The sequence below is a fragment of the Ornithinimicrobium carbonis genome, assembly GCF_050703245.1.
GTDB lineage: Bacteria > Actinomycetota > Actinomycetes > Actinomycetales > Dermatophilaceae > Ornithinicoccus.
The window spans coordinates 208,241-233,886 of sequence record NZ_CP192647.1 but is presented as its reverse complement, the minus strand read 5'-3'; the positions used below and the strand labels follow the sequence as shown (position 1 = coordinate 233,886).

General features: G+C 74.8%; 26 protein-coding genes and 2 pseudogenes. 8 read left to right on the top strand and 20 right to left on the bottom strand.

Going from position 1 to position 25,646, the window contains the following annotated elements:
• Nucleotides 1-245: 245 nt before the first annotated feature.
• The 3 genes from ACQ95T_RS01195 to ACQ95T_RS01185 all read right to left on the bottom strand — a co-directional run bounded on the left by ACQ95T_RS01195 (nt 246) and on the right by ACQ95T_RS01185 (nt 2,877).
• Nucleotides 246-968, bottom strand: coding sequence for a glycosyltransferase family 4 protein (locus tag ACQ95T_RS01195; protein ID WP_431473880.1), 723 nt, complete (start codon nt 966-968; stop codon nt 246-248).
• Between the two features lie 462 nt (nt 969-1,430).
• The gene (locus ACQ95T_RS01190) at nt 1,431-1,814 is read right to left on the bottom strand and encodes a 6-pyruvoyl trahydropterin synthase family protein (RefSeq protein ID WP_425942990.1); all 384 of its coding nucleotides are present in this window, start codon (nt 1,812-1,814) and stop codon (nt 1,431-1,433) included.
• A gap of 82 nt (nt 1,815-1,896) precedes the next feature.
• Nucleotides 1,897-2,877 carry a zinc-dependent alcohol dehydrogenase gene (locus ACQ95T_RS01185; RefSeq protein ID WP_431473412.1) on the bottom strand — a complete coding sequence of 327 codons (981 nt, stop codon included), beginning with the start codon at nt 2,875-2,877 and terminating at the stop codon, nt 1,897-1,899.
• A 189-nt stretch (nt 2,878-3,066) separates the two neighbouring features.
• Between ACQ95T_RS01185 and ACQ95T_RS01180 the strand changes: the two genes are divergently transcribed.
• Nucleotides 3,067-3,564, top strand: coding sequence for a CDP-alcohol phosphatidyltransferase family protein (locus tag ACQ95T_RS01180; protein WP_431473411.1), 498 nt, complete (start codon nt 3,067-3,069; stop codon nt 3,562-3,564).
• Between the two features lie 58 nt (nt 3,565-3,622).
• On the opposite strand, the gene ACQ95T_RS01175 is transcribed toward ACQ95T_RS01180, so the two are convergent.
• From ACQ95T_RS01175 to ACQ95T_RS01145, 7 genes and pseudogenes are all read right to left on the bottom strand, one after another.
• A complete protein-coding gene (locus ACQ95T_RS01175) occupies nt 3,623-4,246 on the bottom strand; it encodes a DUF664 domain-containing protein (protein WP_425942987.1) in 624 nt (207 codons plus the stop codon).
• 231 nt (nt 4,247-4,477) lie between these two features.
• Complete coding sequence (locus ACQ95T_RS01170; RefSeq protein WP_431473879.1) at nt 4,478-4,960, bottom strand: glycosyltransferase family 2 protein; 483 nt, start codon at nt 4,958-4,960, stop codon at nt 4,478-4,480.
• A 262-nt stretch (nt 4,961-5,222) separates the two neighbouring features.
• Nucleotides 5,223-5,594, bottom strand: a pseudogene (locus tag ACQ95T_RS01165) (glycosyltransferase family 2 protein); the annotation flags it as partial.
• Nucleotides 5,595-6,760: 1,166 nt separating this feature from the next.
• Nucleotides 6,761-7,693 carry a WcbI family polysaccharide biosynthesis putative acetyltransferase gene (locus tag ACQ95T_RS01160; RefSeq protein ID WP_431473410.1) on the bottom strand — a complete coding sequence of 311 codons (933 nt, stop codon included), beginning with the start codon at nt 7,691-7,693 and terminating at the stop codon, nt 6,761-6,763.
• On the bottom strand, nt 7,693-8,940 hold the full coding sequence (locus ACQ95T_RS01155) for a glycosyltransferase (RefSeq protein WP_425942984.1): 1,248 nt from the start codon (nt 8,938-8,940) through the stop codon (nt 7,693-7,695). Before ACQ95T_RS01155 ends, ACQ95T_RS01160 begins: the two co-directional genes overlap by 1 nt.
• Complete coding sequence (locus ACQ95T_RS01150; RefSeq protein WP_431473409.1) at nt 8,937-10,877, bottom strand: glycosyltransferase family 2 protein; 1,941 nt, start codon at nt 10,875-10,877, stop codon at nt 8,937-8,939. The genes ACQ95T_RS01155 and ACQ95T_RS01150 overlap by 4 nt, the downstream gene beginning before the upstream one ends.
• Entirely contained in the window at nt 10,874-11,965 is a 1,092-nt protein-coding gene (locus ACQ95T_RS01145) for a glycosyltransferase (protein WP_425942981.1), read from the bottom strand. Before ACQ95T_RS01145 ends, ACQ95T_RS01150 begins: the two co-directional genes overlap by 4 nt.
• Nucleotides 11,966-12,150: 185 nt before the next feature.
• On the opposite strand from ACQ95T_RS01145, the gene ACQ95T_RS01140 reads away from it, so the two are divergent.
• Nucleotides 12,151-13,146: an SDR family NAD(P)-dependent oxidoreductase gene (locus ACQ95T_RS01140; RefSeq protein WP_425942980.1), complete on the top strand. Its 996-nt coding sequence runs from the start codon at nt 12,151-12,153 to the stop codon at nt 13,144-13,146.
• Between the two features lie 105 nt (nt 13,147-13,251).
• Here the strand turns inward: ACQ95T_RS01140 and ACQ95T_RS01135 are convergent, their stop codons facing one another.
• The 3 genes from ACQ95T_RS01135 to heR all read right to left on the bottom strand — a co-directional run bounded on the left by ACQ95T_RS01135 (nt 13,252) and on the right by heR (nt 15,388).
• A complete protein-coding gene (locus tag ACQ95T_RS01135; RefSeq protein WP_425942979.1) occupies nt 13,252-13,584 on the bottom strand; it encodes a hypothetical protein in 333 nt (110 codons plus the stop codon).
• Between the two features lie 3 nt (nt 13,585-13,587).
• A complete protein-coding gene (locus ACQ95T_RS01130) occupies nt 13,588-14,436 on the bottom strand; it encodes a tryptophan-rich sensory protein (protein ID WP_425942978.1) in 849 nt (282 codons plus the stop codon).
• 148 nt (nt 14,437-14,584) lie between these two features.
• Nucleotides 14,585-15,388, bottom strand: coding sequence for a heliorhodopsin HeR (gene heR / locus ACQ95T_RS01125; RefSeq protein ID WP_425942977.1), 804 nt, complete (start codon nt 15,386-15,388; stop codon nt 14,585-14,587).
• A 184-nt stretch (nt 15,389-15,572) separates the two neighbouring features.
• Here heR and ACQ95T_RS01120 point away from each other — a divergent pair.
• Nucleotides 15,573-16,933 (top strand): annotated as a pseudogene (locus ACQ95T_RS01120) (cryptochrome/photolyase family protein).
• A gap of 87 nt (nt 16,934-17,020) precedes the next feature.
• On the top strand, nt 17,021-17,323 hold the full coding sequence (locus ACQ95T_RS01115; protein WP_425942975.1) for a putative quinol monooxygenase: 303 nt from the start codon (nt 17,021-17,023) through the stop codon (nt 17,321-17,323).
• A gap of 17 nt (nt 17,324-17,340) precedes the next feature.
• Here the strand turns inward: ACQ95T_RS01115 and ACQ95T_RS01110 are convergent, their stop codons facing one another.
• The 4 genes from ACQ95T_RS01110 to ACQ95T_RS01095 all read right to left on the bottom strand — a co-directional run bounded on the left by ACQ95T_RS01110 (nt 17,341) and on the right by ACQ95T_RS01095 (nt 19,876).
• Nucleotides 17,341-17,787, bottom strand: coding sequence for a hypothetical protein (locus ACQ95T_RS01110; protein ID WP_431473408.1), 447 nt, complete (start codon nt 17,785-17,787; stop codon nt 17,341-17,343).
• 4 nt (nt 17,788-17,791) lie between these two features.
• Nucleotides 17,792-18,316 (bottom strand): hypothetical protein, encoded by a 525-nt coding sequence (locus ACQ95T_RS01105; protein ID WP_431473407.1) that lies wholly within the window; start codon nt 18,314-18,316, stop codon nt 17,792-17,794.
• A complete protein-coding gene (locus ACQ95T_RS01100) occupies nt 18,306-18,857 on the bottom strand; it encodes a sigma-70 family RNA polymerase sigma factor (protein WP_425942973.1) in 552 nt (183 codons plus the stop codon). Before ACQ95T_RS01100 ends, ACQ95T_RS01105 begins: the two co-directional genes overlap by 11 nt.
• A 98-nt stretch (nt 18,858-18,955) precedes the next feature.
• Entirely contained in the window at nt 18,956-19,876 is a 921-nt protein-coding gene (locus tag ACQ95T_RS01095; protein WP_425942972.1) for an aminoglycoside phosphotransferase family protein, read from the bottom strand.
• A gap of 95 nt (nt 19,877-19,971) precedes the next feature.
• On the opposite strand from ACQ95T_RS01095, the gene ACQ95T_RS01090 reads away from it, so the two are divergent.
• From ACQ95T_RS01090 to ACQ95T_RS01075, 4 genes are all read left to right on the top strand, one after another.
• Nucleotides 19,972-21,399, top strand: a complete 1,428-nt coding sequence (locus ACQ95T_RS01090) for a GntP family permease (RefSeq protein ID WP_425942971.1) — start codon at nt 19,972-19,974, stop codon at nt 21,397-21,399.
• On the top strand, nt 21,399-21,902 hold the full coding sequence (locus ACQ95T_RS01085) for a gluconokinase (protein WP_431473406.1): 504 nt from the start codon (nt 21,399-21,401) through the stop codon (nt 21,900-21,902). Before ACQ95T_RS01090 ends, ACQ95T_RS01085 begins: the two co-directional genes overlap by 1 nt.
• A gap of 116 nt (nt 21,903-22,018) precedes the next feature.
• A complete protein-coding gene (locus ACQ95T_RS01080) occupies nt 22,019-22,330 on the top strand; it encodes a hypothetical protein (RefSeq protein ID WP_425942969.1) in 312 nt (103 codons plus the stop codon).
• A gap of 76 nt (nt 22,331-22,406) precedes the next feature.
• Nucleotides 22,407-22,991 (top strand): sugar O-acetyltransferase, encoded by a 585-nt coding sequence (locus ACQ95T_RS01075; RefSeq protein WP_425942968.1) that lies wholly within the window; start codon nt 22,407-22,409, stop codon nt 22,989-22,991.
• 170 nt (nt 22,992-23,161) lie between these two features.
• Here ACQ95T_RS01075 and ACQ95T_RS01070 read toward each other — a convergent pair whose 3' ends face one another.
• Genes ACQ95T_RS01070 through ACQ95T_RS01060 form a run of 3 tightly spaced genes read right to left on the bottom strand, consistent with a single transcriptional unit; the run spans nt 23,162 to nt 25,640 of the window.
• Nucleotides 23,162-23,695 (bottom strand): pyridoxamine 5'-phosphate oxidase family protein, encoded by a 534-nt coding sequence (locus ACQ95T_RS01070; protein WP_425942967.1) that lies wholly within the window; start codon nt 23,693-23,695, stop codon nt 23,162-23,164.
• Nucleotides 23,692-24,462, bottom strand: a complete 771-nt coding sequence (locus ACQ95T_RS01065) for a hypothetical protein (RefSeq protein WP_425942966.1) — start codon at nt 24,460-24,462, stop codon at nt 23,692-23,694. Before ACQ95T_RS01065 ends, ACQ95T_RS01070 begins: the two co-directional genes overlap by 4 nt.
• The gene (locus ACQ95T_RS01060) at nt 24,459-25,640 is read right to left on the bottom strand and encodes a zinc-dependent alcohol dehydrogenase (protein WP_425942965.1); all 1,182 of its coding nucleotides are present in this window, start codon (nt 25,638-25,640) and stop codon (nt 24,459-24,461) included. Before ACQ95T_RS01060 ends, ACQ95T_RS01065 begins: the two co-directional genes overlap by 4 nt.
• Between the last annotated feature and the right edge of the window lie 6 nt (nt 25,641-25,646).

Genomic DNA, 25,646 nt, shown 5'->3' with positions numbered 1-25,646 from the left:
CACGTCGACGATCCGCACCGTGGGCCGTCGGCCCGGCAGCGACCCGTCCGTCAGGTCCTGCGCCCGCTGACCCGCCCCTGCTCCCCCCGCTCCCCCCGCACCTGCGTCGCGAGGGCCACCCCCACCCACCGCGTCGACCAGGGCCGCGAGCAGCTCCCCGGCCCCCGCGTCCCGCGCCCGGGTGTCCACCTCCGCGCGCAGGTCCAGCCAGTCCGGACAGGCCCGCTGCGCCGGCTCCTCGGTCGTCATCGCCCCATTCTGGCGAGGGCGGCGTCGAGCTGCTCGGTCGTACGGTCCCACCCCTCGAGCCGCTCCCGTCGAGCCAGGGCCGCGTCCCGCCACCGCCGCCGCAGGTCGTCCTGGGTCAGCCAGGCCCGCAGCACGCCGGCGAGGGGGTCGGGGCCGTCCACCGCGACCGCCGTCCCGGGCAGCTCCACCGGAGGGGTCGCACCGGCCTCCGGGCCTGACCCTCCCGCCAGCGCCTCCACCGCACCCGTCCCCGCCCCCACCACCGTCGGTATGCCGTGCGCGTGTGCCTCGACGACGACCAGGCCGTAGGTCTCGCTCCGCGACGGATGCACCAGCAGGTCGCTCGTCGCCCAGGTCCGGTCCAGCGCCTCACCGACCAGCGCGCCCGGCCAGTCGACCCGGTCGGCGACCCCCAGGTCGTCGGCCAGCCGCAGCAGTCGGTCGAGGTGCCCGGGGTCCGGGGCGGGGCCGACCATCCGGGCGGACCACGGCAGGTCGCGCACCCCGGCCAGGGCCCGGAGCAGCACGCCGTGGTTCTTGACCGGCGTGACCGCCGCGAGCGTCAGCAGCTGCGGGCCGCGCGGCGGCGGCGTGCCTGCGGCCACCGGCGCCGGGTCGGCGCCCGGCCGGGCCACGACGACGTCGGTCAGCCCGTACCGCCGCTCCAGCTCCTGCGCCGCGAACCGGCTCGTCGCCACCACCACGCCGGCCGCCCGCAGCGCCCGCGCCTCCGCGCGGTCGAGCGCCGCCGCGTCCTCCCCCCGCCGCGCCGGCCCCCTCCGACAGGACTGCGTGCACGAGCAGCGCCGTCGGCCTCCGGGCGGCGCAGCGCTCCACCACCTCCGGCGCCGCGCAGCCGACCAGCCCGTCGATCAGCACCGGGCCACCGCCCCCCTCCGGTCCCTCCGGCTCTCCGCTCTCGGAACACACCGGTCGCCGGGACGACCGATGTGACACGGATGCCGCTGAGGAGCCGCCGAGCAGCACCTCCGCCAGCCTGCCCAGGTCCTCCCCGGTCGGCCGCGGCCAGGACCCCGCGACCGCCTCCACGCGCACCCGACGCCCCCGCGCCCGCCACGCGGCGGCGACGGCGGCGTCATACCGGTCCCCGCCGCTGGGCTCCCCCGCCGGCCGCGCGGGCACGACCAGGGTCAGGACCCCGCCCGCACCGCCGGAGGAGCTCACCCGCCCAGGTTGCGCCGGTAGCTCGCCCACGCGTCCGGGTGCTCCCGCAGCGTCACGGTCAGCGCCGCCAGCCCGGTGACCTCGACCGCTGCGGCCAGCTGGTCGGCCACCCACCGCGCCATCACCTCGGTGGTGGTGAGCATCCCGGCGAACTCCGCCATCTCGTCGAGGTTGGCGTAGGCGATCCGCCCCAGCACCCCCTCGAGCGCCTCGGTCGCGGCCCCGATGTCCATCACCACCCCGTGCTCGTCGAGGTCGGGCCGCTCGAAGGTCGCCTCCACGACGTAGGTCACCCCGTGCAGCCCCTGCGCCGGCCCGAAGAACGGGTCGGCCAGCGAGTGCGCGAGCATCACGTGGTCGCGGACGGTGAGGGTGAACAACGCGGGCTCCTTGCGGTCGAGGATCAGGGGGTATGCCGTGCGCGCCGGCCAGGGCGCGGGTTCCGCCGTGGCCGGTCGCGCCTCACGGGGCCGACCCGTCGTAGGACACCAGGTGGCACAGTCCGGGCGCCCCGTCGGCCAGGCGGTCCATGAGGGGAGGCAGGTCGGCCAGCGGCGTGGGCCCGGCCAGCAGCGCGTCGAGCCGCTCGTCGGCCGCGGCCCGGACCGCGACCTGCCGGCGGTCGGCGTGGTCGTGGCGGGCGGCGCGGTGCGGGCTGACCCGGCCGACCTGGCTGGCGCGGACCGAGAGGCGGCGGGCGTGGAAGTCGGCGCCGAGGCCGAGGGTGACCGGGTGGTCGCCGTACCAGGACAGCTCGACGACCTCCCCCTCGTCACCGAGCAGCTCCAGGGAGCGCTGCAGCCCCGCGGAAGTCGCCGAGGCATGGAAGACGAGGTCACAGTCGCCGGACGCCTCCTCGGGGGTCACGCCCACCGCACCCAGCGCGGCGGCGAGCGACCGGCGCTGCGCGTCGGGCTCGACGAGCTCGAGCCTGGTCAGCGGCATCCGCCCCAGCAGCGCGGCGACGCAGGCGCCGACCATCCCGCCGCCGACGACCGCCACCCGGTCGCCGTAGAGCGGCCGGCCGTCCCACAGCGCGTTGACGGCCGTCGTCTCCAGGGTGCCCAGGAGCACCGCCCGCCGGTCCGGCAGGTCGTCGGGCAGCGGCGTCAGCGCGGTGACGGGAACGACATACCGGTCCTGGTGGGGGTGGAGGCAGAAGACGCGCCGCCCCACCCACTCCGCCTCCCCGTCCTCGACGACGCCGACGGAGAGGTAGCCGTACTTGACCGGGCCGGGCAGCTCGCCGACCTGGAACGGGGCGCGCATCCGCTCGGCCACGGCGTCGGGCACGCCTCCGCGGTGCACGAGCAGCTCCGTGCCTCGGCTGACGGCGGAGAGGGTCGCCCGGACGAGCGCCTCGCCGGGCCCGGGCAGCGGGAGCGTCTCGGTGCGGATCTCGCCGCGGCCCGGGGCCACCGTCCAGTACGCCCGTGCCTCCATCCCGCCATTGTCGTCGGTCCTCGCGCCGCCCGCCGTCCGGGGGAGCGCGCAACCGACGGGTAACGGGTAGCGTCGGAACGTGGACCGAACCGTCCTCCCGGCGCACGGGTCCGGCGCGCCGCCACTGCGCAGCGGCTCCGGGCCTCGTGGCGCGGGCGGGCCGCCGACCTCATCACGCTGGGACGGGGCGTGCTGGTCGTGGTCCTGGGGGTGATCGTCGTCGGCGCGCTGACGGCCGGGGAGCCGATGCGGGCCTGGTGGGTGGTCGCCGTCGCGGTGCCCGCGTGGGCCCTGGACTCCCTGGACGGGTATGTCGCGCGCCGGACCGGGTCGGCCTCCGAGCGGGGAGCACGACTGGACTCGGGTGTCGACGGGGCGCTCGTGCTCGTGATGTCGCTGGCGATGGCCCCGCTCGCGCCCTGGGCCCTCGTGGGCGGGCTGCTGTTCCCGGTCTTCCTGGCGGCCCAGCTCGTGCGGCCGGCCTGGCGGCGGACGCTGCCGCGGCGGCCCTCGCGCCGGATCGCCGGCGGGACGATGACGGGGACGCTGGTCATCGGGATGGCACCGTTCTGGCCGGCGCCGCTGGTCCAGGTCGCCGTCGCCGTCGCTGTCGTCGTCGTGACCTGGTCGTTCGCCGTGGACGTCCGGTGGCTGGAGCGGCGGGCGGGGGACGGCCGACGGGGATGAGGAGGGCCGCCGGGAATGAGGAGTCCGACGTCGAAGAGGACTCCGCCGGGGATGAGGATCAGGCGAGCCAGGACGGGGGCGGGGACCAGTCCGGCGGCGGATCCTCGCCGACCCGACCGTCGAGGGCCTCGCGGATCAGGTCGGCGTGGCCGGTGTGCCGGCCGTACTCCTCGACCAGGTCGAAGAGCAGCCGCCGCAGGCTGACGGTGAAGTCCTCTCCTCCGAGCGCCACCGGACGGTCGAGCCCGCCGTCGGCGACGGCCGCGCGGAACCGCTTCCGGGCACGGGCGACCTCCTCGTCGTAGAGGCGGTAGAGCTCCTCGGGGGAGTCGTCGGCCGCGGTGGTGAACGTCCAGCCCGGGTCCCCCTCCCAGTCGGCCTCGGCCCACGGGCTGCCCGGGTTGCTCCCGTCCAGCCGGAAGGTCGACCCCGTCGCCTCGACGCTGGCCAGGTGCTTGAGCAGACCGCCCATCGTCAGCTGGGAGGCGCCCGCCCGGGACGCGAGCGACGCGGCGTCGAGCCCGTCGGCCTTCCAGCGGAAGGTCATCCGCAGGCGGTCGAGGCTGCCGAGGAGATGGGCCGGTTCGTCACCGGTCAGGGGCGGCTCCCACGGCGGGTCGTCGCTCGTGCGCCCGTCGTCAGGAGCTCGTCGGTCGTCGCTCATCGGTGCGTCGTCGCTCATCGTCCAGCCTCCGTTGGCGCCAGTGCTCGACCACGACCTCCCGTGGCACGGGCCTGGTCCAGTCTGCTCCGAGGACGAGCGGTTGGGAACCCCTCGCGGCGAGCCGGGTGGCCGAGACGGTGACGGGGCCCGCGCCGTCGCCCGGCACCGCGCCGTCGGCCGGCACCGTCCGGACCCCGGGAGCTCCTGCGGGGCCCGCCCCGCCCCCCGCCGTCCCGGCCACCACCGACGTCAGCTCGTCCGGCCAGGGGTCCCACGGCAGCCGCAGCACCTCGACCGGCTCGTGCACGACGACGGTCGCGCGCGCCCGCGACAGCACGTCGTGCCCCGGCAGACCCGCGTGCACCCGCGGGTCGGCCGGCCGGTGGTCTCTCCACCACGCACCCACACCCCCACGTCCCCGTGGTCGAGCAGCGTCTCGACCACGACCTCCACCTGGCCGGGGGTCCAGCCGGCGGCGTCGACGAGGGCGACCACGTCGGGACACGGGTGCGTCCAGCCGCGGCCGCGGACCAGGGGGTGCGGCAGGAGGGGCGCGAGCCGGGTGGTCTCGGCGTTCTTGGTGCGGGCCAGCTGCTCGGCCTCCTCGCCCTCCCGCCCCTTGAGGTCGGGTCCGTCGTGCCAGGCCACCGCGTCCGGCACGTGGGCGAGGTCGGCCCCGGCGAGCCAGGCGCGCCAGGCCAGCTCCCAGTCCTCGCCGCCGTAGCCCTTCAGCCGCTCGTCGAAGCCCCCCAGGACCCCCCAGGACGTCCCACAGCGCCCGGTCGACCGCCATCACCGCCGAGATGATCCACCGGAAGGCGCCGTCGTCGGCCTCGGCCAGGTCGGCGGTGGCGGCGAACCCCTGCGCGAGCCACTCCGGCTCGGGCAGCTCGTCCTGCGGCGGCCAGGTCACCGTGCCGTCCGGGCGGGTCAGGGTGGCGTGCCGCCGGTGCCCCACCGCGAGCGTCGACCCCGGTGTGCGACAGGCCTCCTGGAGCGCCGCCACGGTTCCGGCGCCCGGCACGGTGTCGCCGTCGACGAAGACGACCACCCTCCCCGCCCCGTGCCGGGCCCCCAGGTTGCGCGCCGCCCCCGCGCGGAACCCGTCGCGCCCCTGCCGGACCACCCGCACCGGCCAGCGACCAGCGGTCACGAGCGTGCCCTCCCCGCCGACCTCGGCCCCGGACCTCGCCCCGTGCACCGTCGGGGGCTCGGGCGACCCGTCGTCGGCGACGACCACCTCGAGCCCGCCCACGACCCCCTCCTGGGTGTCCACCTGGGCCAGGATGACGTCCAGCAAGGCCTGACCGCGGTAGTAGGGGACCACGACCGACACCGCCGGCCGGTCGGCGACCGCGTGCAGCATCGCGGCCGCCTCGTCCTCGTCCGGTCCGAGCTCGACGTCGTCGGCCAACCACGTCGACGCCGGGTCGTCGGCCGCCTCGCGCAGGGCCGCGACGAGCGCCTCGTGCGTCGGCTCCACCAGCCGCACGGCGCCGGGCAGCCGGTCGGCCAGCTCACGGGTGTACCGCGACGTCACGACGATCGGCCGCCGCCCCGCGGCCAGCCAGCTGTTGATCGACCCGGACGCGGACAGGTGCCGGTGGGCGGCGACCGGGATCCCGGCGCCGGCGAGCGCGACGGGCAGGTCGGCGTCCTCGACCCACCCGGTGGCCGACCACCGCGTGCCGGCCGCGGCCGCCCGGCCGGTCAGCTGCTCGACGAGGTCGTCGTGGCCGGCGGACACGCCGCCGACGTTGACCGCGTCCAGCCCGGCCTCGGCCGCCGCGTCGACGACCTCCTCGACCCCCTTGCCGGGGTAGAGGAACCCCAGCGTGGCCACGGTCGGACGGGGACGCCCCGCCCCGGAGGACCCCTCCCCGGGCACGGGTCCCCCGACGCCGGGCCCGCCGTGCGCGGCACCACCCGGCGCGGCGGGCGACCGCACCACCGGCAGGGGTATGACGTGGGTCCGGTCGAGCAGGGCCCGCGCCCTCGGCCCGGGGAAGGCGTGGCGCAGGACGGCCGCGAGCAGCAGCTTCTCGTGCCGGCTGGCCACGACGACGTCGTCGGCGTCGGTGCAGAGCGCGGCGTACAGCTCGCTCCGGGGCCCCTGGTGCCGCCCGTCGGAGGCCTGCGGCAGGTCGTGCAGGACGACGGTGGTCCGGACGACACCGGCGGTCGCCCGGCGCCAGGCCGCCAGGGCCTCGTCGCGGGTCGGTGCCAGCACCCGGTCGGTGACCTGGACGACGACCCGCCGGTCCCGCAGCAGCCCGGGGTCGACCTCGGACAGCAGGTCGGCGCGGACGAGCACGGGCGCCCCCGACCCCAGGACCGGGCCCGACCGGCCGGCGAGACTGCCGTCGCGCGGTCCGCCCGAGGTCGCCCCGTGGATCCGCACCCCGTGCAGCACCACGCCGTGGGCGTCCGGCCCCGGAACGACGTGGACGACGGGCGGGACGTCAGCGGGTCTCCCCGGCCCGGGCGCGGACCTCGCTCCCCGTGCCGACGTGGGCGAGGAGGACCCCGCGCTCACTCCCTCCAGCCCCACGCGGTGAGCAGCTCGGCGTACTTGCGCATCCCGACCTCCACGACCTTCGGGTTCTCCGCGTAGAACGCCGTGTGCGCCTCGTCCACCTCCTCGTCGGGCACGGTCCGCCCGTCCACGACCCACGCGGACCGCGCGCCGGAGGCGTCCAGGCCCAGCGCGTCGAGGACCACCGGGGAGACCGGCGTCTGCACCGACGCGAGCAGGGTCCTGCCCGGGTGGGACACCTGCGGCACCTCGCCGTCCCGCCGGTCCAGGACATCAGCGTCGACCAGGTGGTCCAGCACCCGCTGGGCCAGGGCCACCAGGACCGGGTTGCCCGGGTGGTCGACCGTCCAGCCCGCGTCGGCCCCGGCCGACTCCACGACGTCGCTGATCACCAGGGAGCCCTGCTCCCGCTCGCGCCGCCGCAGCTCCTCCTGCCCCGCCGCGGCACGCTCCACGACCAGCTCGTGCGGCGGCTCCCAGGGGCCGTCCCAGCCCGCGGCCCGCCCGATCCGCCGCACGTCCTGGTAGGGCACGAGCGGGGGGTCCCCGATCCCCTCGCCGCGGACGAGCACCTGCTGGGGAAAGAGCCGGCGCGAGAAGTAGTTCGGCAGCGCCACCAGCCGGGCCCCGCCCGAGCGGGACACGACCTGGGCGGTGCCCAGCGGCATACCCCGGTAGTCGTCCTGGACCGCCTGGGCGAGCACGACGTCGGCCCAGTCCAGCACCCCCTGGAGGGAGGGCAGGTCGTCCTGCTCCAGCTCGTGGACGGGGGGCACGCGGACCGTGTCGAGCGCGTCGGCCGTGGCGAGCGCCACCCGCAGCGCCTCGGCCTGGCAGTTCCCGTGGACGAGCACGCGCGGGCGGTCCGAACGGGGCAGGTCCTCCAGCCCGTAGAACCCGCCGTAGTGCTGCCGGCGTCCGTCGTCCATCAGCGTCTCCTCGGTTCGTCCTCCCGGGCGGTCCCGGCCTCCTGCGGCGCCACGTCCACGTCCGCCCCGCGCAGGCTGCCGGTGCGCTCCTGGAGAACCCGACGGTAGACCTCGGCGTGCCGGGCCGCCAGCAGCCGCCGCTGGTCGTACCGGTCCTGGGATGAGATCGCCTGCGGCCGACGGTCCTTGGCCACCTCGAGCAGGTCGTGCAACCGGTCCACGGAGGGCGGCTCGTCGGGCCGGCCCCACGCCAGCACCCCGCCCTGCTCGAGCAGGTGGCCGACCTCCGGGACCAGCACCCAGGTGCCGACGTCGCGGCAGGCCTCGACCCAGCCGGAGTGGGTGGCCCAGGCGTAGGCCAGCACCGAGACGTCCACGCAGCGCAGGTAGTCCCACAGCTGGGGGTCGCTCATCCGCGGCTGCACGTGGACCTCGGCGACCGGGTCGTCCTCGAGGGTCCGCAGCGCCCGGGCCACGCGCGGGTCGTAGCGGCCGAAGTCCTCGTCCAGCAGCTCGGGGTGGGCGTGCACGTGCAGCTTCCCGCCCTCGACCCGGCGCACCGCCTCCCGCAGCGGGTCGATCACCGGCACCGGGTCCAGGTTGGTGCGCAGGCTCTTCAGGTGCAGCCCGACCCGGAAGCCCTCGTGCCGGGGGCGCGGCGCACCGACCAGCGGCAGCGGCACGACGTGCGGGTGGCGGACCACCTCGGGCCGCACGCCCCACCGCTCCTCGACGACGTCCGCGGCCCCCTCGGTGAGCGTCAGCAGCGCGTCCGCGGCGGGCACGAGGACGGCGAGCTGCTCGTGGTAGCTCGACTGGTCGCGCAGGTGCGGGTGGGCGATGTCGTGCACGGTCAGCACCAGCGGCACGCGGGCCCGCCGCAGCGCGGCCAGCCACTCCACCAGCTCCTCGACGGTCTTGGACTCGGTGCCGAAGTGCACGTGGACGACGTCGAGGTCGCCGGCGTGCTCGAGCACCCAGTCGGCGTCCAGGCCGGGGTGCGGCCACCAGACGCCGGGCGCGGCCCCGGGCACGGGCGGGTCGGGCAGCAGGACGAAGCCCTGCTCGGCCTCCGGGTCGGGGTCCAGCAGGTGCTGGACGTAGCTGTGGTCCGACGGCACCGACAGCACGCGCACGGGGCGTCCGCCGTCGTGGCCGCCGTTCGCGGAGCCGCCGTTCGCGGGGCCACCGGCGCGGCCCACCGCAGCCACCGGCCCCAGCGTCGCCCGGGTCCGGCGGGGGGTCATCGGGCGACCTCCCAGCGACCGCCGGCGCCCACGCGCGCCATCCCGCGCTCCTCGAACGCCGCCAGCCACCCCTCCATCGGCCACCAGCCCCACCGCTCGTGGAAGACCCCGGCGTTGCGCACGATCGCCTCCAGGTGCTGCACGGGCGGGGAGGTGCTCTCGTGGTGCTGGTGGTATGCCGTCGCGCCCCCCACCCAGGTCAGGCTCCCCCCGGCGTGGGCGACGGCCTGGGCGAAGTCGGTGTCCTCCCCGCCGTAGCCGACGTAGTCCGCGCAGAACCCGCCCGCGAGCCGGAAGTCCTGGGGGGTCATCGCGAAGGACAGCGACCAGAACTTCCGCAGGTCGCACTCGCGGACCGTGTCGCCCGGCTCGAGGCGCACCCGGTCGTCCCGGTGCCGGCCGCGCTCCTCCAACCGGTCCAGGTCGAGCTGCTCGCCGGGGGCCAGCGGCGGCAGGTAGGCCACGTCCCCGCACCAGATCGCCGGGGCCGGGGGCCGCTGCTGCCCGAGCGCGGAGGTGGCGTAGGTGCCGACCAGGTCCGGCCCGGGCACGCAGTCCACGTCGAGGAAGACCAGCAGGTCGGCGCCCAGCTCCTCGGCCCGGGCGGCCGCGGCGTTGCGGGCCTGCGCGAGGGGCAGGCCGAGGTCGCCGACGGGCACCGGGACGACCTCGGTGGTCCAGGGGCCGGCCAGGCCCTCGACCCGGCCGGCGGTGAGGTCGTCGTCACCCATCGAGGCGACGACGTGCAGGTCGGGCATACGGTGCGAACGGGCCAGGCCGGCGACCTGCCCGCGCAGGTGGTCGTGCCGTCCGGCGGCGATGGTGAGCACGGCGGCGCGTGCCGGGGGAGATGGCGTCATGCAGGTCCTTCCGTCGACCCCTGCGGTGCTGCTGGGGTCTCGACCGAGAAGCGGTCGGCGAGATCGTCCAGGTGGGCGGCCGCGGCGACGGCCCCCTCGCCGCCCCACCTCTCCCAGCCGTCGCCGCCGGTCGTCAGCGCCTGCTCCAGGAGAGCGGGCCACTCCTCGGCCGACGGCCAGCCGACGGCGTCGCGGCCAGGCCCATCCGGCCGACGGCCCTGACGGTCGCCTCCTGCTCGCCGTGCGGACGCGGCTGGGCGAGCACGACCGCCGGCCGGCGCAGCAGGGCGACGTCGGCGACCGACCCCCCTGCCCGGCGTGACAGACGACGACGTCGGCGGCGCGCAGCTCGGCGGCAAGGACCGCGCCGTCGGCCGCGGGCAGCCGGCCGCCCCGGAAGGTCCAGCGCCAGCCGGGCGTGGCCCGCTGCGCCTGCGCGTACTCGCCCTGGTCGGGGTCGTCCCCCCCGGTGCCCCAGAGGACGAGGACGTCGCGGACCCCGGTGCGTGACGGCATACCCGCGGGGTCGTCGCCGGACCCCGGCACTTCGGTCCCCGGGTCGAGCGCGCTGATCCCCCCGACGTGCCACGTCTTGTCCGTCCACGCCTGCGGCCACCCGTTGTCCGGGTGCGCCTGCGCCGGCCACGGGGCGAGCAGCGCCTCGGCCAGGTCGTAGGCGAGCCGGTGCGGCCGGTCGGTGCGGTCACCGGGCATCGCGCCGCCGACGACCGGGACGCCGCAGAGGCGGACCAGCAGGCTGATCTCGACGGAGACGTCGACGACGACCAGCGCCGGACGCTCCTCCTCGATCCAGTCCGCGACCACCCGGTGCCGGGCCCGCAGCCCGGGATGGTGCCGCGGGACCCAGTGCAGGACGCCGCCAGCCGTCACGTCGGCCGCCTCCGGGTCGACCACCGGCGGGTCGTCGTCGCGGGGCAGGGAGACCCATGCCCCGGCCCACCCGTCGGGGCGCGGGGCGGAGCCCAGGCCCACGACGTCGTGCTGCATGCGGCGGGCCACCGCGGCCGCCCGGCGGACGTGGCCGGAGCCCTGGTGGTGGACGTAGTAGCCGATCACGCGATCTCCGCCACCCGGCGGGCCCGCTCGTAGACACCCAGGTAGCCGTCGACCATCGCCGCCATGCCCAGGTGGTCCTCGGCGTAGCGGCGGCAGCGCTCGCGCGGGATCTCCAGGACGCGCGGAAGGGCGGCGGCGGCCCGGTCGACGAGCCGGTCGTCGGGCACGACGAGCGCCCCGACCTCCTCGCGGACGATCTCCCGCAGCCCGCCGCGGGCCAGGGCCAGCACCGGGGTGCCGCAGGCGAGCGCCTCGGCGGCGACCAGGCCGTAGGGCTCGTCCCAGTCGGGGGTCACGAGCGCGGCCGCGCTGCCGCCGACGAGGGCGGTCAGCTCGGCGGTGCCGAGGTGGCCGGCGTATTCGACGCCGTCGCCGAGCAGGGGGAAGAGGCGCTCCCTGGCGTAGCGCCGGTCGGAGACCGGCCCCGCCAGGACCAGCGGCATGCCCGCCCTGCGGGCGATCGCGACGGCGGTGTGCGGTGCCTTCTCGGGGGTGATCCGGCCGCTCCACACGAGCCGGTCGCCGCCCGGCCCCGGGGTCCACTCGTCGGTGTCGACGCCGTTGCGCACGACCTCGGCGTCGACGGCGTGCCGCCACGCCCGGGCGGTGTGCGCGCTGACCGCGGTGACGTGCGGCATCCGGCCGACCCCGCGCGCGGCGGACCGCCCGGCGATGTCCAGGGCCGACTCCAGCCAGGGCGTCGGCGGGGTGTGCAGCGTGAGCACGGTCGGCACGCGCAGGGTCGGCGCCATCGCGGTCGGCAGGTAGTGCAGCGCGTGGACGTGCACGACGTCGACGTCGGTCCGCGCCGCCAGGTCCAGCATGAGCGCGAGGTAGGCGTGGTGCCGCTGCAGGTTGCCCTCGTCGGGCATGGACACGTCGGCCCGGGCCGCCTCGCTCAGCTCGAGGGTCGCCGGCTCGAGGTAGTCCACGCCGTCGATCGGCTCGCTGCCGGGTGCCGCGAAGACGCTGACCCGGTGCCCGCGCGCCGTCAGCGCCCGCACGAGGTGCCAGGTCACCGACTCCAGCCCGCCGGCGAACGGCCGGGCGAGCGCGAACCGCGTGTGCGCCACGACGACGACGTGCACGGCACCTCCTGTCCGTGCCCCTGGGCGTTTCCTCCCGTGACCGCCCCCGGCACGTCGATGAGGTGGTCGTCCTCGCACCCTAGGCGGGGGAGGGGGGGTCCGCCACCCCTGAAGGGGTGAGGGGGGTATGACGTGCGCCACCGCTCCCGGTCGCGTGACCGCGGGCGGCCTCCTACCGTCGAGACATGGAACCCACGTCAGCACGTCCTGTCGCCCTGGTCGTCGGCGCCTCGCGCGGGCTGGGGCTGCTCATCGCCGAGAACCTCGCCGAGCAGGGGCACGACGTCGCCGTCTGCGCGCGCAACCTGCAGGAGACGGAGCGGGGCGCCCGGCAGGCGGAGTCCGAGGCCCGGTCGGCCGAGGGAGAGGCGGCCGGGCGGGTCGTCCCCTACGCCTGCGACGTCTCCGACCGTGACGGGGTCCAGGCGCTGGTCCGGCAGGTCGAGGAGGACCTCGGACCGGTCGAGGTGCTGGTCCACGTCGCCGGGATCATCCAGGTCGGGCCGGCCGAGACGATGACCCTCGAGCACTTCGACGACGCCATCGGCGTCATGCTCATGGGCCCGGTCAACACGGTCTGGTCGGTGCTGCCCGGGATGCGCGAGCGCGGGCACGGCCGGATCGGCGTCGTGACGAGCATCGGCGGGAAGGTCTCGCCGCCGCACCTGCTGCCCTACGCCACGGCCAAGTTCGGTGCGGTGGGGTTCACCGAGGGGTTGTCCTCCGAGCTCATGGGCACCGGGGTCACCGCCACCACGATCGTGCCGGGGCTGATGCGGACGGGGTCGCACGAGAACGCGCTCTTCACCGGCGACCGGGCGGCGGAGTTCGCGTGGTTCGGGCCAGCGGCGTCGCTGCCGCTGCTGTCGATGGACGCCCGCCGGGCCGCCCGCACGATGGTCGACGGCGTCCTGGCCGGAAAGCCGCTCGTCGTGCTCACCCCGATGGCCAAGGTCGGCATCCGGGTCCACGGCCTCATGCCCTCGACGACCGTCCGGGTGATGGGACTGGCCAACCGGCTCCTGCCGTCGGCCCCGCCCGGGAAGGACGCGTCGCGGCCGGTCAAGGGGCGGGTGGCCGCCCGCCAGCTGAGCACCGGCGTCGTCGACAAGCTCACCGTCCTCGGACAGCGCGCCGCCGAACGGCTCAACCAGCGCGGCCCCGGCGCCTCGACCACCTGATTCCGCACCGGGTCTCGACCGTGCCGGCTGCCCCGGCCGGGGCACCGCCCCGGTCCGCTCAGGCCGCACCCCGCCTGGTCCGCGCCCCACCGCTTCGGGTCCGGTTCAGCTGATCCGGAACCCCTCGAGCAGGGTGAGGACGGCGAGCACGAGGGCCGCCGCCGCCCCGACCCAGAACGCCGGCCTGCCTCCCCGTGCCCAGAACCACGCGAACGGCAGGAGGACCAGGGCGACGGGGACGAGCGCAAGACCGCCCAGCGCCAGCCCCAGGCCGTCGAACTTCTCGCCGGTCGACCCCAGGTCGTCGGCGATGAGCGTCAGCGCGAAGACCAGCACGGGAAGGGTCGCCAGCGCCCCCACGACCGAGACCACCACGGCCCACCGCGGCGACCAGCCCCGCGCCCGCGGGCTGCCGCCTCCTCGCCCGGGGCGGTCCACGGGTCAGACCGTTCGCCGGGACGGGTCGGGGCCGGTGACCTTCTTGACGATCAGCACGACGGCCAGGGCGGCGACGCCCACGGCGGCCACCGCCGCGGCGAGACCGACGGTCGTCGAGTCCGGCTCCGCGGTGAGCCGCCCCGCCGAGACCCAGGCCAGGCCCCAGACGACCGCGGCCGCGATGCCGCCGGCGAAGATGCTCTGGCCCGTCCGGTGGAGCAGCCAGGCGGCGATGACGACCACCACCGCGAGGACCGCCGCGGTGACGAGCTCGGCGGTGGTGCCGGTCTCCGGAGCGCCCAGGTCCACGAGGAAGAGCGCGACGTTGGCGCAGGTGGCCACGCAGATCCAGCCCAGGTAGAGCCCGTGGGTGGCCGACACCGTCAGGTCCGCGCCCCACCCCTCGCGCGGCAGGTCGGCCGTGTTCCGCAGGACCAGGCCGAGGCTGACGGCGATGCCGGCGATGACGACCACCGACAGCCAGACGAGGTCGGCCTGGACGACGAGCAGCCACACGCCGTTGAGCGCGATCGCCACGCCGGCGGGGATGCGGGTGCGGGCGGCCCACCGGGAGCGGGCGGTCGAGGGCAGCCACTGCCAGACGACGTAGGCCGCCAGCCCCAGGTAGATCACCGACCAGATCGAGAAGGCCGGTCCCATCGGGGCGATGAGCGTGGCGGTGTCGGAGAACAGCCCGTCCCCCTGCTGCTCGACCCCGCCGCCGATCAGGCCGGTCCCGAACAGCGAGCCGCCCAGCCAGACGACCGCGGCGACGCTCACCCACCAGCGGTCGCGGGCGAGGGTGGCCGGGGGCTCGACGAGGTGCGGGTCCTGGGCTCGGTCGGTGTCCATGGCACCACGCTAGTGCGGGCGCGCGGACCCTCCCAGGCGAGCACGCCCGGCCGAAGGAAGAGGTGCCCGTCCGTCGACCGGAGCACGACCTCACCCACCCGAAAGGTATGCGGCGCGCGCCCGCCGCGGGCGCGCGCGTCGCCCCGGGTCAGCCGACGAGGGTGCCGGCGAAGATCTGCCAGGCCAGCGCCGACTTCGCCGTCAGGCTGAGCACGGTGTAGGCCGTCTCACCGGTCAGGTAGTTCCGGAACCGGCCGACCGGGCGGTACTGCAACCACTGGACCAGGGCGAACACGTTGAAGAAGAGGAACAGCGAGACGATGATCCCGTAGACGAAGCCGGGCGGCTCGGCGCCGGTCGTCGACCCGGGCGCGACCGTGTAGAGCACGACCCCGATCCACGGGACGGCCCCGGCGAAGCAGCCGAAGACGAACGGCAGCCACCCGCCGTCCCCGGGCTGGTGGTACTTCTCCTGCAGCCAGCCGAAGAGGATCATCGAGGCGTTCACGCCGAACAGCGCGAGCAGCGCGACCACGTCGGAGATCCCGACCAGCTGGGCGATGATGACGATCATCAGCGAGCTGGACAGGGAGTACTCCACCCACCGGAAGTAGTTGTGCCCCTGCTCCAGCCCCGCGCGGTAGCGCTGGAACAGCCCCGGCGAGGCGACGAGGACGTGGAAGAGCGCCGACAGCGCCAGGAACGCCGCGATCGCCAGCGCGGTCGGCACGTCCCACAGCGTGACCTGGTCGCCGGGCGGGGTGCCGGGCGGGCCGGAGAGGTAGGTCGCGGTGACCGGCAGGGTGAAGTCGGTCGCCAGGAGCACGACGGCCACCGCCTGGGCGGCGTGCACCACTGCGGCGATCCAGTTGAAGGTGCGCAGCCGCGCGTAGCGGGACTGGTCGGTCTGGGTGGTGCTCGTCTGGGTGGTGCTCGTCTCGGTGGTGCTCACGGGCTCTCCGTCTCGTCGACCCGGTCTGGGATCCCAGCCTAGTCGTGCCACGACCCGCCTCTTCGCCCACCTCCTTCCCCCTCGCTGCCGACACCCGCCGCCGATGCCGATGCCCATGCCCATGCCCATGCCGCCGACGGTCGACCCACGGGCAGGCTCGCCGCCACCCACCTAGACTCGCGCCATGTCCAGCCTGCTCTGGCTCCGGCGCGACCTGCGTCTGGGCGACCACCCCGCCCTGCTGAAGGCGCGCGAGGACGCAGGCGGCGACCTGACCGTCCTGTTCGTCCTCGACCCGGCGCTGTGGGCCAGGGTCGGGCCGGTCCGCACCGCCTGGCTGGCCGCCACCCTCCGGGCGCTCGAGGAGGACCTCGACGGTCGGCTCACCCTGCGCGTCGGCGACCCGGCCGACGTCGTCCCCGCCGTCGCCCGGGAGATAGGTGCCACCGGCGTGCACGTCACGCGGGAGACGACGCCCTACGGTGTCCGCCGCGACCAGCAGGTCCAGGACGCCCTGCCCGGCGAGGTGGACTGGGTCGAGACGGGCACCCCCTACGCCGTCGGCCCCGGCCTGGTCCGCAACGGCTCGGGCGACCCCTACAAGGTGTTCACCCCTTTCGGAAAGGCCTGGCGCGCACACGGGTGGCCCGGCCCCGCGGCATACCCCGAGGGGTTGGCGCCGACCGACCTCGGACGGGACGCGGACGCGGACCGGCTGGTCGAGGAGGCGCTCGCGACCGACGACCTTCCCGAGCTGCCGCCCGCCGGCGAGCGGGCGGCGCTGGCGCGGTGGCGGGAGTTCCTCGAGCAGGACCTGGCGGACTACGACCGGGGGCGCGACCGGCCGGCGGAGGACTCGACGAGCGGCATGTCGGCCCACCTCAAGGTGGGGGCGGTCCACCCGCGGACGCTGCTGGCGGACCTTGCCGGCAAGGGCGGGGCGAGCGTCGAGCGGTTCGTCAGCGAGCTGGCGTGGCGGGAGTTCTACGCCGACGTGCTGCACCACCACCCCCGCACCGGCTGGTCGGACCTGCGGCAGGAGCTGGCGGGGCTGCGCTACGACGAGCCGCAGGACGCGATCGAGGCGTGGCACAGGGGCAGACCGGTTATCCGATCGTCGACGCGGGGATGCGACAGCTGCTGGCGACCGGGCTGATGCACAACCGGGTGCGGATGATCACCGCCAGCTTCCTCACCGAGGACCTGCACGTGTGGTGGCCGGTCGGGGCGCGGTGGTTCCTGGACCGGCTCATCGACGGCGACCTGGCGTCGAACAACCACAACTGGCAGTGGGTCGCCGGGACCGGGACGGACGCCGCGCCCTACTTCCGCGTGTTCAACCCGGTGCTGCAGGGCGAGAGGTTCGACCCGCGCGGGGAGTACGTCCGCCGCTGGGTGCCCGAGCTGGCGCACCTGCCGGGCAAGGCGGTGCACCAGCCGTGGGACCACGAGGAGGGCTACGCGCACGGGTACGTCCGCCGGATCGTCGACCACGCCGAGGAGCGCAAGGAGGCCCTGGCGAGGTACAAGGCGGTGAGAGGCTGAGCCGGGCGGCGGCGCGGGCGGGTGCCGCCGCCGGGGCGGGGCGGCCGAGGGTATGCAGGCGCCCGCCCTGTTCGTAGGTTGGCCACCATGACCTTCGCGAACGTGGGGACGCTCGGCGCGCAGTCGGGGAAGGCCGAGGAGCTCGTGGCGATCCTGACCCGGCGCAACCCGGAGATGGAGCAGGCGGGCTGTCTGGCCTACGAGGTGGGTGTGAGCCAGGACCAGCCGGACACCGTCTGCGTCGTGGAGCTGTGGGAGTCGGCCGACGCGCACCAGGCCTCGCTGCAGCTGCCGTCGGTGCAGGCCGCGATCGGCGAGGCGCGGCCGCTGCTCACCGGTGCGATGGGTGGCTACCGGTTCGACGTGGCGGGGTCTCCACTGCGGGACTGACCTCAGGACTCGGGGCCTCAGGACTCCGGGCCGGCGTCCGCGTCCGGCTCCGCCCGCAGCTCTGCCGGCGTCTCCAGCCAGGCCGCGTCCGGTGCGTAGTCGACGGCGACGACCTCACCGTCCTCGAGCGTCGCGGCCCAGGTGTAGAAGTACATGCCCTGCGACGCGCTGTAGCACTCCGGTACGGGGTTGCCGAACTGGAAGTACATCTGCGGTTCCAACCCCTCGAGCGGGTGGAAGAACTCGAACGGACCCATGGACGGGGGAGCCACGTGCTCGTCGATCCGGCCGTCCGCCAGGCGGACCGCCCAGACCCGGAACTGGCCCTGGCCCTCGGTGACCGTGCTGATCCCGAACTCGCAGTCGGCGACGAGGTCCCCGTCACGGTCGACGACGACCCCGTACTCCACCTCCCGCTCCGGCACCGACCCGACGTCGGTCGGGAGGCCGGCGAGGTCGAGCACCACCTCATGTCCCGGATAGCGACGCCCGTCCAGGACCCCCGTCCCGGCGTAGATGGCGCGCACACGCCGGATGTCTGACCCGTCGACCGGAGAGTCGGCCTCGTCCTCCCAGCGGTAGGTCCTCGCGGTGTCGGGTGTCCCGAAGGGGCCGAGGAGCTGCTCGACCCCGAGCCGGGTGGTGTCCCGGGGGGGGTCGGGTGAGCCGGTCGTCGTCGACCTCTGTCAGCTGCTCGTCGGAGGTGGCCGGCGCCGCGGGAGTCTCCGACAGCTGCTCGTCGGGGGCGGCCGGCACCGCCGGCGCATCCGGCAGCTGCTCGTCCGGGCCGCCGTCCGGGTCCAGCAGGACGCTTCCGACCAGGACCGAGGCGATCAGGGTGGCCGAGGCCGCGGCGCCGGTGAGCACGGCCCATCGACGGCGGGCCGAGCCTGCGCGCTCGAGCACCGCTCCCAGGGCTGTCTCCGTGCCCGGCTCGGGCAGGTCGGCGTTGGCCCGCATCAGGTGCTCGCGGATCTGCTCGTCAACGGACATCGTCGTCCACCTCCAGGGTGAGTGCAGCGGCCAACCGCTTGCGGGCGTGGTGAAGGTGGACGAAGCCGGTCGACGTCGAGCAGCCGACGAGGTCGGCGACCTCGGCCATCGGGAGGTCCTCGAGGTAGTACAGGACCACGACCGCCCGCTGCCGGGCGGGCAGGTCACGGATCGCCGCGACCAGGTCGGGGTCGAGCAGCCGGATTCCGTCATCGACGGGTGCGGGATCGGCGGCCGCCTGCTCGACGGCCTCCCGCTTCATCCGGCGCGCGGCCTCGCGCTGCGCCCGCCGGATCGCCACCCTGCGCACCCACAGGTCGGGGCGGTCGAACTCGCGCAGCCGCGACCAGTCCCGGTAGAGCTCCAGGAACGCGTCCTGGGCCACCTCCTCGGCCACGGCCCAGTCGTGCACGACGAACCAGACGGTCCGCACCACCTGCGGATACCGCCCGACGAAGAAGTCCCGGTAGTCGTCGTGCCGGCGACGCCGGGAGGACATCGGCACGACATCCATCATGGTGGACCGGGTCGAGGGGGACATGGGAATCACCTCCACCCGGTAACAGTCCTCAAAAGGCGAGAATCTTTAGCGGCTGCTGCGGCAGGCACCGCTGAGCGGTCACGGAGAAGACCCCGCCCTCAGTCCGCGAACGCCTTCGCCAGGGCGATCATCCGTGACCGGAACTCCTCCGCCCGCTGCGAGCCGTCGGTCGTCTGCACGGCGTTGAGCACCAGCCGCACGAACGTCCACGCGCGCACCCGGTCGGGGTCCAGCCCGGCGGCCTCGCCGACCACGGCAGCCCGCAGCTGCACGTGGGCCCGCAGGTTGTGCGCCCCCGCCAGCTCGTCGGGACGGTTCCACACGACTGGCGCGACGGCATACGCCCACTCCCCCGCGACGGGCTTGGGGTCGATCGCGAGCCAGTCGCCGCGGGCGGGGTCGAGCGGGGCGAGGACGTTGAGGTCGTGCAGGTCCTCGTGGACCAGGCGCGGCGCGGGGGCGTCGTCGAGCAGGTCGGGCAGGGCCGCGAGCGCCTGCTCGGTGAACCGGCGCGGGACGAGCGGGGTCGATTCCGCCAGCTGCTCGCGCCACCGGACCGCCCGCCCTTCCAGCGTGTCGAGCTGGGGCGTGGCCGGCCGGTCGAACCGGCCGAACAGGCCGCCGATCACCTCGCAGGCGTCGAGGAACGGCACGGTGGTCAGGTCCCGGTCCCCGTCGAGCCGTTCCAGGAGCAGGGCGTATGCCACGGGGTCGGCGGCCAGGAGCCGCACCGCACCGTCCCCGTCCCACAGGCGCAGGGCCAGGTGCTCGTGCCGGGCCTCGGGGTGGGGCCAGGTGAGCTTGAGGGCGGCGCGCTCCCGGCCGCGGCGGACCGGGACGACCAGCGCGTTGTGACCGTGCCACGGGTCGCCGTCGACGGTGAGGTCCCACCGGTCGAGGTGGTCGTCGACGAGGCGCGGCAGCCGGTCCAGCCAGGCGTCGCCGTCCGGGTCGCCGGGGGCGTCGGGGGCACGGCCGCCCACCGTGCGGCGGAGGCTGTCGGGGATCGGTGCTGCCATGGGGTCGTCACGCTACGGCGCGCGGGGGTCGCCGGGCAGTCCTACAGTGACGGGAGGGTCTGCTGTGGACTCTCCCCAACGACGAGGAGGCTGTCATGGAAGCCATCGAACCGGCCTACGGAGCCGGTGTCCTGCTGCTCATCGCGGCCGTGGCCGTCGCGCTGCTGCTGTTCCTCATCATGAAGGTCAAGATCCACGCCTTCGTGGCCCTGGTCGCGGTCAGCCTGCTGACCGCGGTGGCCGCGGGCATCCCGCTGGCGGACGTGCCGACCGCTCTCATGAGCGGTTTCAGCAGCACCCTGGGGTCGGTCGCCCTGCTCGTGGCGTTCGGCGTGATGCTGGGCCGGCTGCTGGAGCACACCGGCGGCGCCCAGGTGCTGGCCGACACCCTGATCAACCGGTTCGGGGAGAAGCGGGCGCCGCTGGCGCTGGGCATCGCCGCCCTCATCTTCGGCTTCCCGATCTTCTTCGACGCCGGACTGGTCGTCTTCCTGCCGATCATCTTCACCGTGGCCCGTCGCTTCGGCGGCTCCATCCTCAAGTACGGACTGCCGACCGCCGGTGCCTTCGCCGCGATGCACGCGATCGTGCCGCCGCACCCCGGGCCCGTTGCCGCCGCCGACCTCATGGGCGGCGACATCGGCATCACCCTGCTGCTCGGCATCCCGGTGGCCATCATCGGCTGGTACGTCGGCGCCTACCTCGTCGGTACCTGGCTGGGCAACCGGTTCGACGTCGACATCCCCGACCTGCTCTTCGGCAAGGAGAACGCCGGCGTCGACGACACCCTCGACGACGACGCCGCAGGCGCCTCGGGCAGCACCGCGGTGCGGACCAAGGCCCCCGCCTTCGGCCTCGTGCTGATGCTGCTGCTCCTGCCCTTCCTGCTCATCGCGCTCAACACCGTCGTCGGCACCCTGCGCACGGACGGTCGGATCGCGGAGGACGCCGCCTGGGCCAGCGGTCTGCAGCTCATCGGACAGACCCCCGTCGCGCTGCTCATCACGGTCATCGTGGCCGTGTTCGTGCTGGCCCCCGGACGGTTCAGCATCCCCACCGCCTCCAAGCTCATGGACGAGGCGCTGGGCCCGATCGCGGCGATCATCCTCATCACCGGTGCCGGCGGCATGTTCGGTGGCGTGCTGCGCGCCAGCGGCATCGGCCAGGCGCTCACCGAGTCGCTGTCCGACGTCGGCCTCCCGCTCATCCTGCAGGCCTTCCTCATCTCGACCGCCCTCCGGGTGGCCCAGGGCTCGGCCACCGTGGCCCTGACGACCACCGCCGGACTCATCTCGGCGCAGGTCGCCGCCGAGAACCTCAGCGACGTCAAGATCGCGCTGCTGGTCTTCGCCGTGGCCGCCGGAGCCACCGTGCTCTCGCACGTCAACGACTCCGGCTTCTGGCTGGTCAGCCGGTTCTTCGGGATGGACGAGAAGACCACCCTGAAGACGTGGACGGTCATGGAGACCACGCTCGGCCTGGCCGTGTTCGTGATCGCCGCGCTGCTGTGGCTGGTGCTGTAGTGGCTCCCCCGCGGCACGTCGTCGTCATGGGCGTCACCAGCACGGGCAAGACAACCATCGGTCAGGCGGTCGCCGAGCAGCTGGGCGGTGTCTTCGTGGAGGGGGACAGCTACCACCCCCGGGCCAACGTCGAGAAGATGTCGGCGGGGACCCCCCTCGACGACGACGACCGCCGCCCGTGGCTGCAGGCGCTGGCCGAGCGGATCAGAGAGCTCGACGAGCAGGGCCAGACCTCGGTCACCGGCTGCTCGGCCCTGAAGCGGACCTACCGGGACTGGCTGCGCGAGAGCGGCGCGGACATCTTCTTCCTGCACCTGCACGGCGACTTCGACGTCCTGCTGGAGCGGATGGAGAAGCGCGAGCACTTCATGCCGCCCTCGCTGCTGCAGTCGCAGTTCGACACCCTGGAGATGCTCGAGGAGGACGAGCGCGGAGCGCTCGTCGACGTCGGCGGGACGGTCGAGGAGGTCGTCGAGGAGTCGATGCGCGCGATCCGGGAGTGACGTCCCCCACGGTCCCGACCCCTGTGCTGCGCGCTCGACCCGAGTAGCCTGAGAAGCAGGAGTCAGGCCCGGTCAGGGGTCCGCCCCGGACGGTCCGACTCCGGGAGGAGACGGTCATGGCCACCCACGCGCACCCCGCGACACCACCGCAGATCTCCGACCGGGCCGGCACGGCGGCCCTGATCCTCGGGGCCCTGTTCCTCGCCTCGACGGTCCTGACCTTCGTCCTCAGCCTGACCGGCCTCCTGGACTGGCCGAACTGGGCACGGGCCCTGGGGCTGGCCGGACTGCCGGTCGGGTTCCTGGGCACACCGGTCGCCTACGCCCTGGCCCGGCAGGGACCGGGTCGTCGGCGGGGGCTGGCCGGGCTGGCCATCCTGGCCGTCGCCCTGGCGGCCTTCGTCGCCCTGCAGTTCGCCATGGGCTGACGGCCACCCGGGGCCGGACCCCGGCTGTCGACCCGTTGCGGACCGGCTGCGTCTGCGTCTGCGTACGCTCCGGGTCATGACGACGCCATCACCCGACGACACCCGCACGATGCACGAGCGCATGCTCGCCGGCGACCTCTACATCGCCGACGATCCCGAGATCGCCGAGGCGGCCGACGTCTCCCACGACCTCATGGGCGCCTACAACGCGACGACGCCACGGCAGGAACCGCTGCGCCGGGAGCTGCTCGAACGGCTGCTGGGCTCGATCGGTGAGGAGACGGTGATCCGCCCGCCGTTCTACGTCGACTACGGCACGAACATCCGGATCGGGGCGCGGTGCTTCGCCAACTTCGGGCTGACGGCCCTGGATGTCGCCGACATCACCATCGGCGACGACGTGCAGATCGGCCCGCACGTGCAGCTGCTCACCCCGACCCACCCGGTCGAGCCGGGGCTGCGGCGGGACAAGTGGGAGTCCGCCCAGCCCATCACCATCGGCGACAACGTCTGGCTCGGCGGTGGGGCCGTCGTCTGCCCGGGCGTGACCATCGGCGAGAACACCGTCGTCGGCGCCGGCGCCGTCGTCACCCGCGACCTGCCGCCGAACGTGGTCGCGGTCGGCAGCCCGGCCCGGGTGGTGCGCGAGCTCACCGACTGAGGGACGTCACCCGAGGCACGGGAAGGTCTCGTCCGGTTTGCCCGGACAGAGCTACCGCCGACCTGCGGAAACGCGCGCGGACCGCGGGCAAACCGGACGAGACCCCGCCAGACCGCGAGAGGTTCAACCCTGCGAGACCTCGGCAGGCCGGCCCACCCGAGCCCCGGCCGTCAGGGCAGCTCCACCACCGTGGCGCCCTCGTCGTCGTCCTTCTTGCCGGTCACGGCCTTGACCGTCCCGACGACGGTGCCGACGAGCGACTCGCCGCCCCAGTACTCCGCCGTGTCGCCGTCCACCCGCAGCACGACGTTGTCCGGGTTCTCCGGCCCGCCGTCCATGAACGCCGAGGCGCCCTTGCTCCACAGCCTCTCGACCAGGGCCCGGTCGCGCACGACCGTCGCGGTCCCGGCCAGCGAGACCCACGCCTTCATCGACGAGTACGCCACGTTGACCTGCGGGTTGGCCTCCACGTCCCGCACGACGGCGCTGCTGTCGCGCACGAGGAAGAGCACGTCGCCGTCCTCCTCGGCCACCTGCGTCGACAGCGGCCGGCTCGTCAGCCGCCCGTGCGAGGAGCTGGAGTCGACCGTCGTGAGCATCGCGATGTCCATGCTCTCGATGAGCTCGTGGACCTTGCGCACCTCCTCGGGGTCGCTGCTGACGTTCACCGGGTCGGCGGGGCTGCTGTCGTGGTGCTCGGTCATGACTGCTCCTTCGGTTCGATGGTCTCGGCCGCCACCTGCTGGCTCGCGGCGTACGCAGGGTCACGCAGACGCGCCCACAGCGGGTGCGTCCAGGTCCCGGCGGGCGGGTGCCCGACGGGGTCGTGCCGCCGGGTGCAGTCCCGGTCGGTCCACCTGATCTCCAGCCTGCCGCGCTCGTGCCACGGCTGCCCGGGGGCGGCCACGAACAGCCGGTATGCCGTCGGCGGGTCGTCCACGTCGGCGCCCTTCCCCGGGGTCGGCTGGGGCGTCGCAGAAGGGCCCTCTCCGCCCGCCCACGACGGGGCCGGCGCGGGATCCAGCCGCAGGAGCAGCGGCCCCCGCCGGGTGCTCAGCGGCAGCAGCGTCGTCACCGGGCCGTGGTCGTGCCGGTCCCGGACGGCCAGCACGTGCCGCCCGACGGTCCCCGTCCCGGTGGAGGCGAGGAGCACGTCGCCCGCGGCCGGCCCGTCGATCCGCACGGCGAGCCCCTCGAGGTCCCGGCCCTGCCGCCTCCCCGTCGCCCGCGACCAGCGGACGAGACAGGGGTGCGGCCCCGGGTCGTCGAGCAGCGCGACGCCGCTCCGCGGACCCGGCGTGACCGAGAGGGTCCCCGCACCGCATACCCCCACGGGGTGCAGCGCCCGGGTCCCCCGCAGCCGCGCGGTCAGCCCGAAGGCGGCGGCGAACAGCGCCCCGCCGGCCCGCCCGAGCGTCTCGGCGGCCAGGTTCGCGGAGGTGGAGACGCTCTCGCGGTGCTCCCCCGTCACGGCGTGAGGACGACCTTGATGCAGCCGTCCTCCTTGTCGTTGAAGGTCTTGTACATCTCCGGCGCCTGCTCCAGCGGCACCCGGTGCGTGGCCAGGTTCTCCAGGTCGAGCACGTCCTCGGAGCCGCTGACCAGGTCGTAGAGCTCGTCGGTCCAGCGCTTGACGTGGCACTGGCCCATCCGCACCTGCACGCCCTTGTCGAAGAGCTGCATCATCGGCATCGGGTCGGCCATGCCGCCGTACACGCCGCTGATCGAGACCGTGCCGCCCCGGCGCACCGCGTCGATCGCTGCGTGCAGCGCCGCCAGCCGGTCGACGCCGGCGGTCTCGATCGCCTTGCGGGCCAGGGGCTTGGGGAGCCGCTTGGCCGCGCCGACCGCCGCACCCAGGAACGGGCTGCCGTGCGCCTCCATGCCGACGGCGTCGATGACGCTGTCCGGCCCGCGGCCGTCGGTCAGGTCGCGCAGCGCGTCGCCGACGTCCTTGACCGAGCTGAAGTCGACGATCTCCGCGCCGAACTGGCGGGCCAGCTCGTTGCGCTCGGGGATCCGGTCGACGCCGACCACCCGGATGCCCTTGTGCCGGGCCGACCGCACGGCCAGCTGCCCGACCGGGCCCAGCCCGAGCACGGCGAGGGTCCCGCCCTCGGGCACGTCGGCATACTCCAGGGCCTGCCAGGCGGTGGGCAGGATGTCGGAGAGGTAGAGGACCCGCTCGTCGGGCAGGTCGGAGGCCACCTTGACCGGCAGGAAGTCGGCGAACGGCACGCGCACCATCTCGGCCTGCCCGCCGGGGACGGCCCCGTAGAGGGCGGTGTAGCCGAACAGGCTCGCCCCCTTGCCCTGGTCGTAGTTCTGGGTGGTCTCGCACTGGGCGAACAGCCCGCGCTCGCACATCCAGCAGCGCCCGCAGCTGATGTTGAACGGGATGACGACCCGGTCGCCGACCTGCAGGTTCTCGACCGCGCTGCCGACCTGCTCGACGATCCCCATGAACTCGTGGCCGAGGATGTCGCCGGGCTGGAGGTAGGCGGCCAGCACGTTGTAGAGGTGCAGGTCCGACCCGCAGATCGCGGTCGAGGTGACGCGGATGACGGCGTCCGTCGGTTGCTCGACGACGGGGTCCGGCACCTCCTTGATCTCGACGTCCTGAAGTCCCTGCCAGGTGAGTGCTCGCATGCGTCC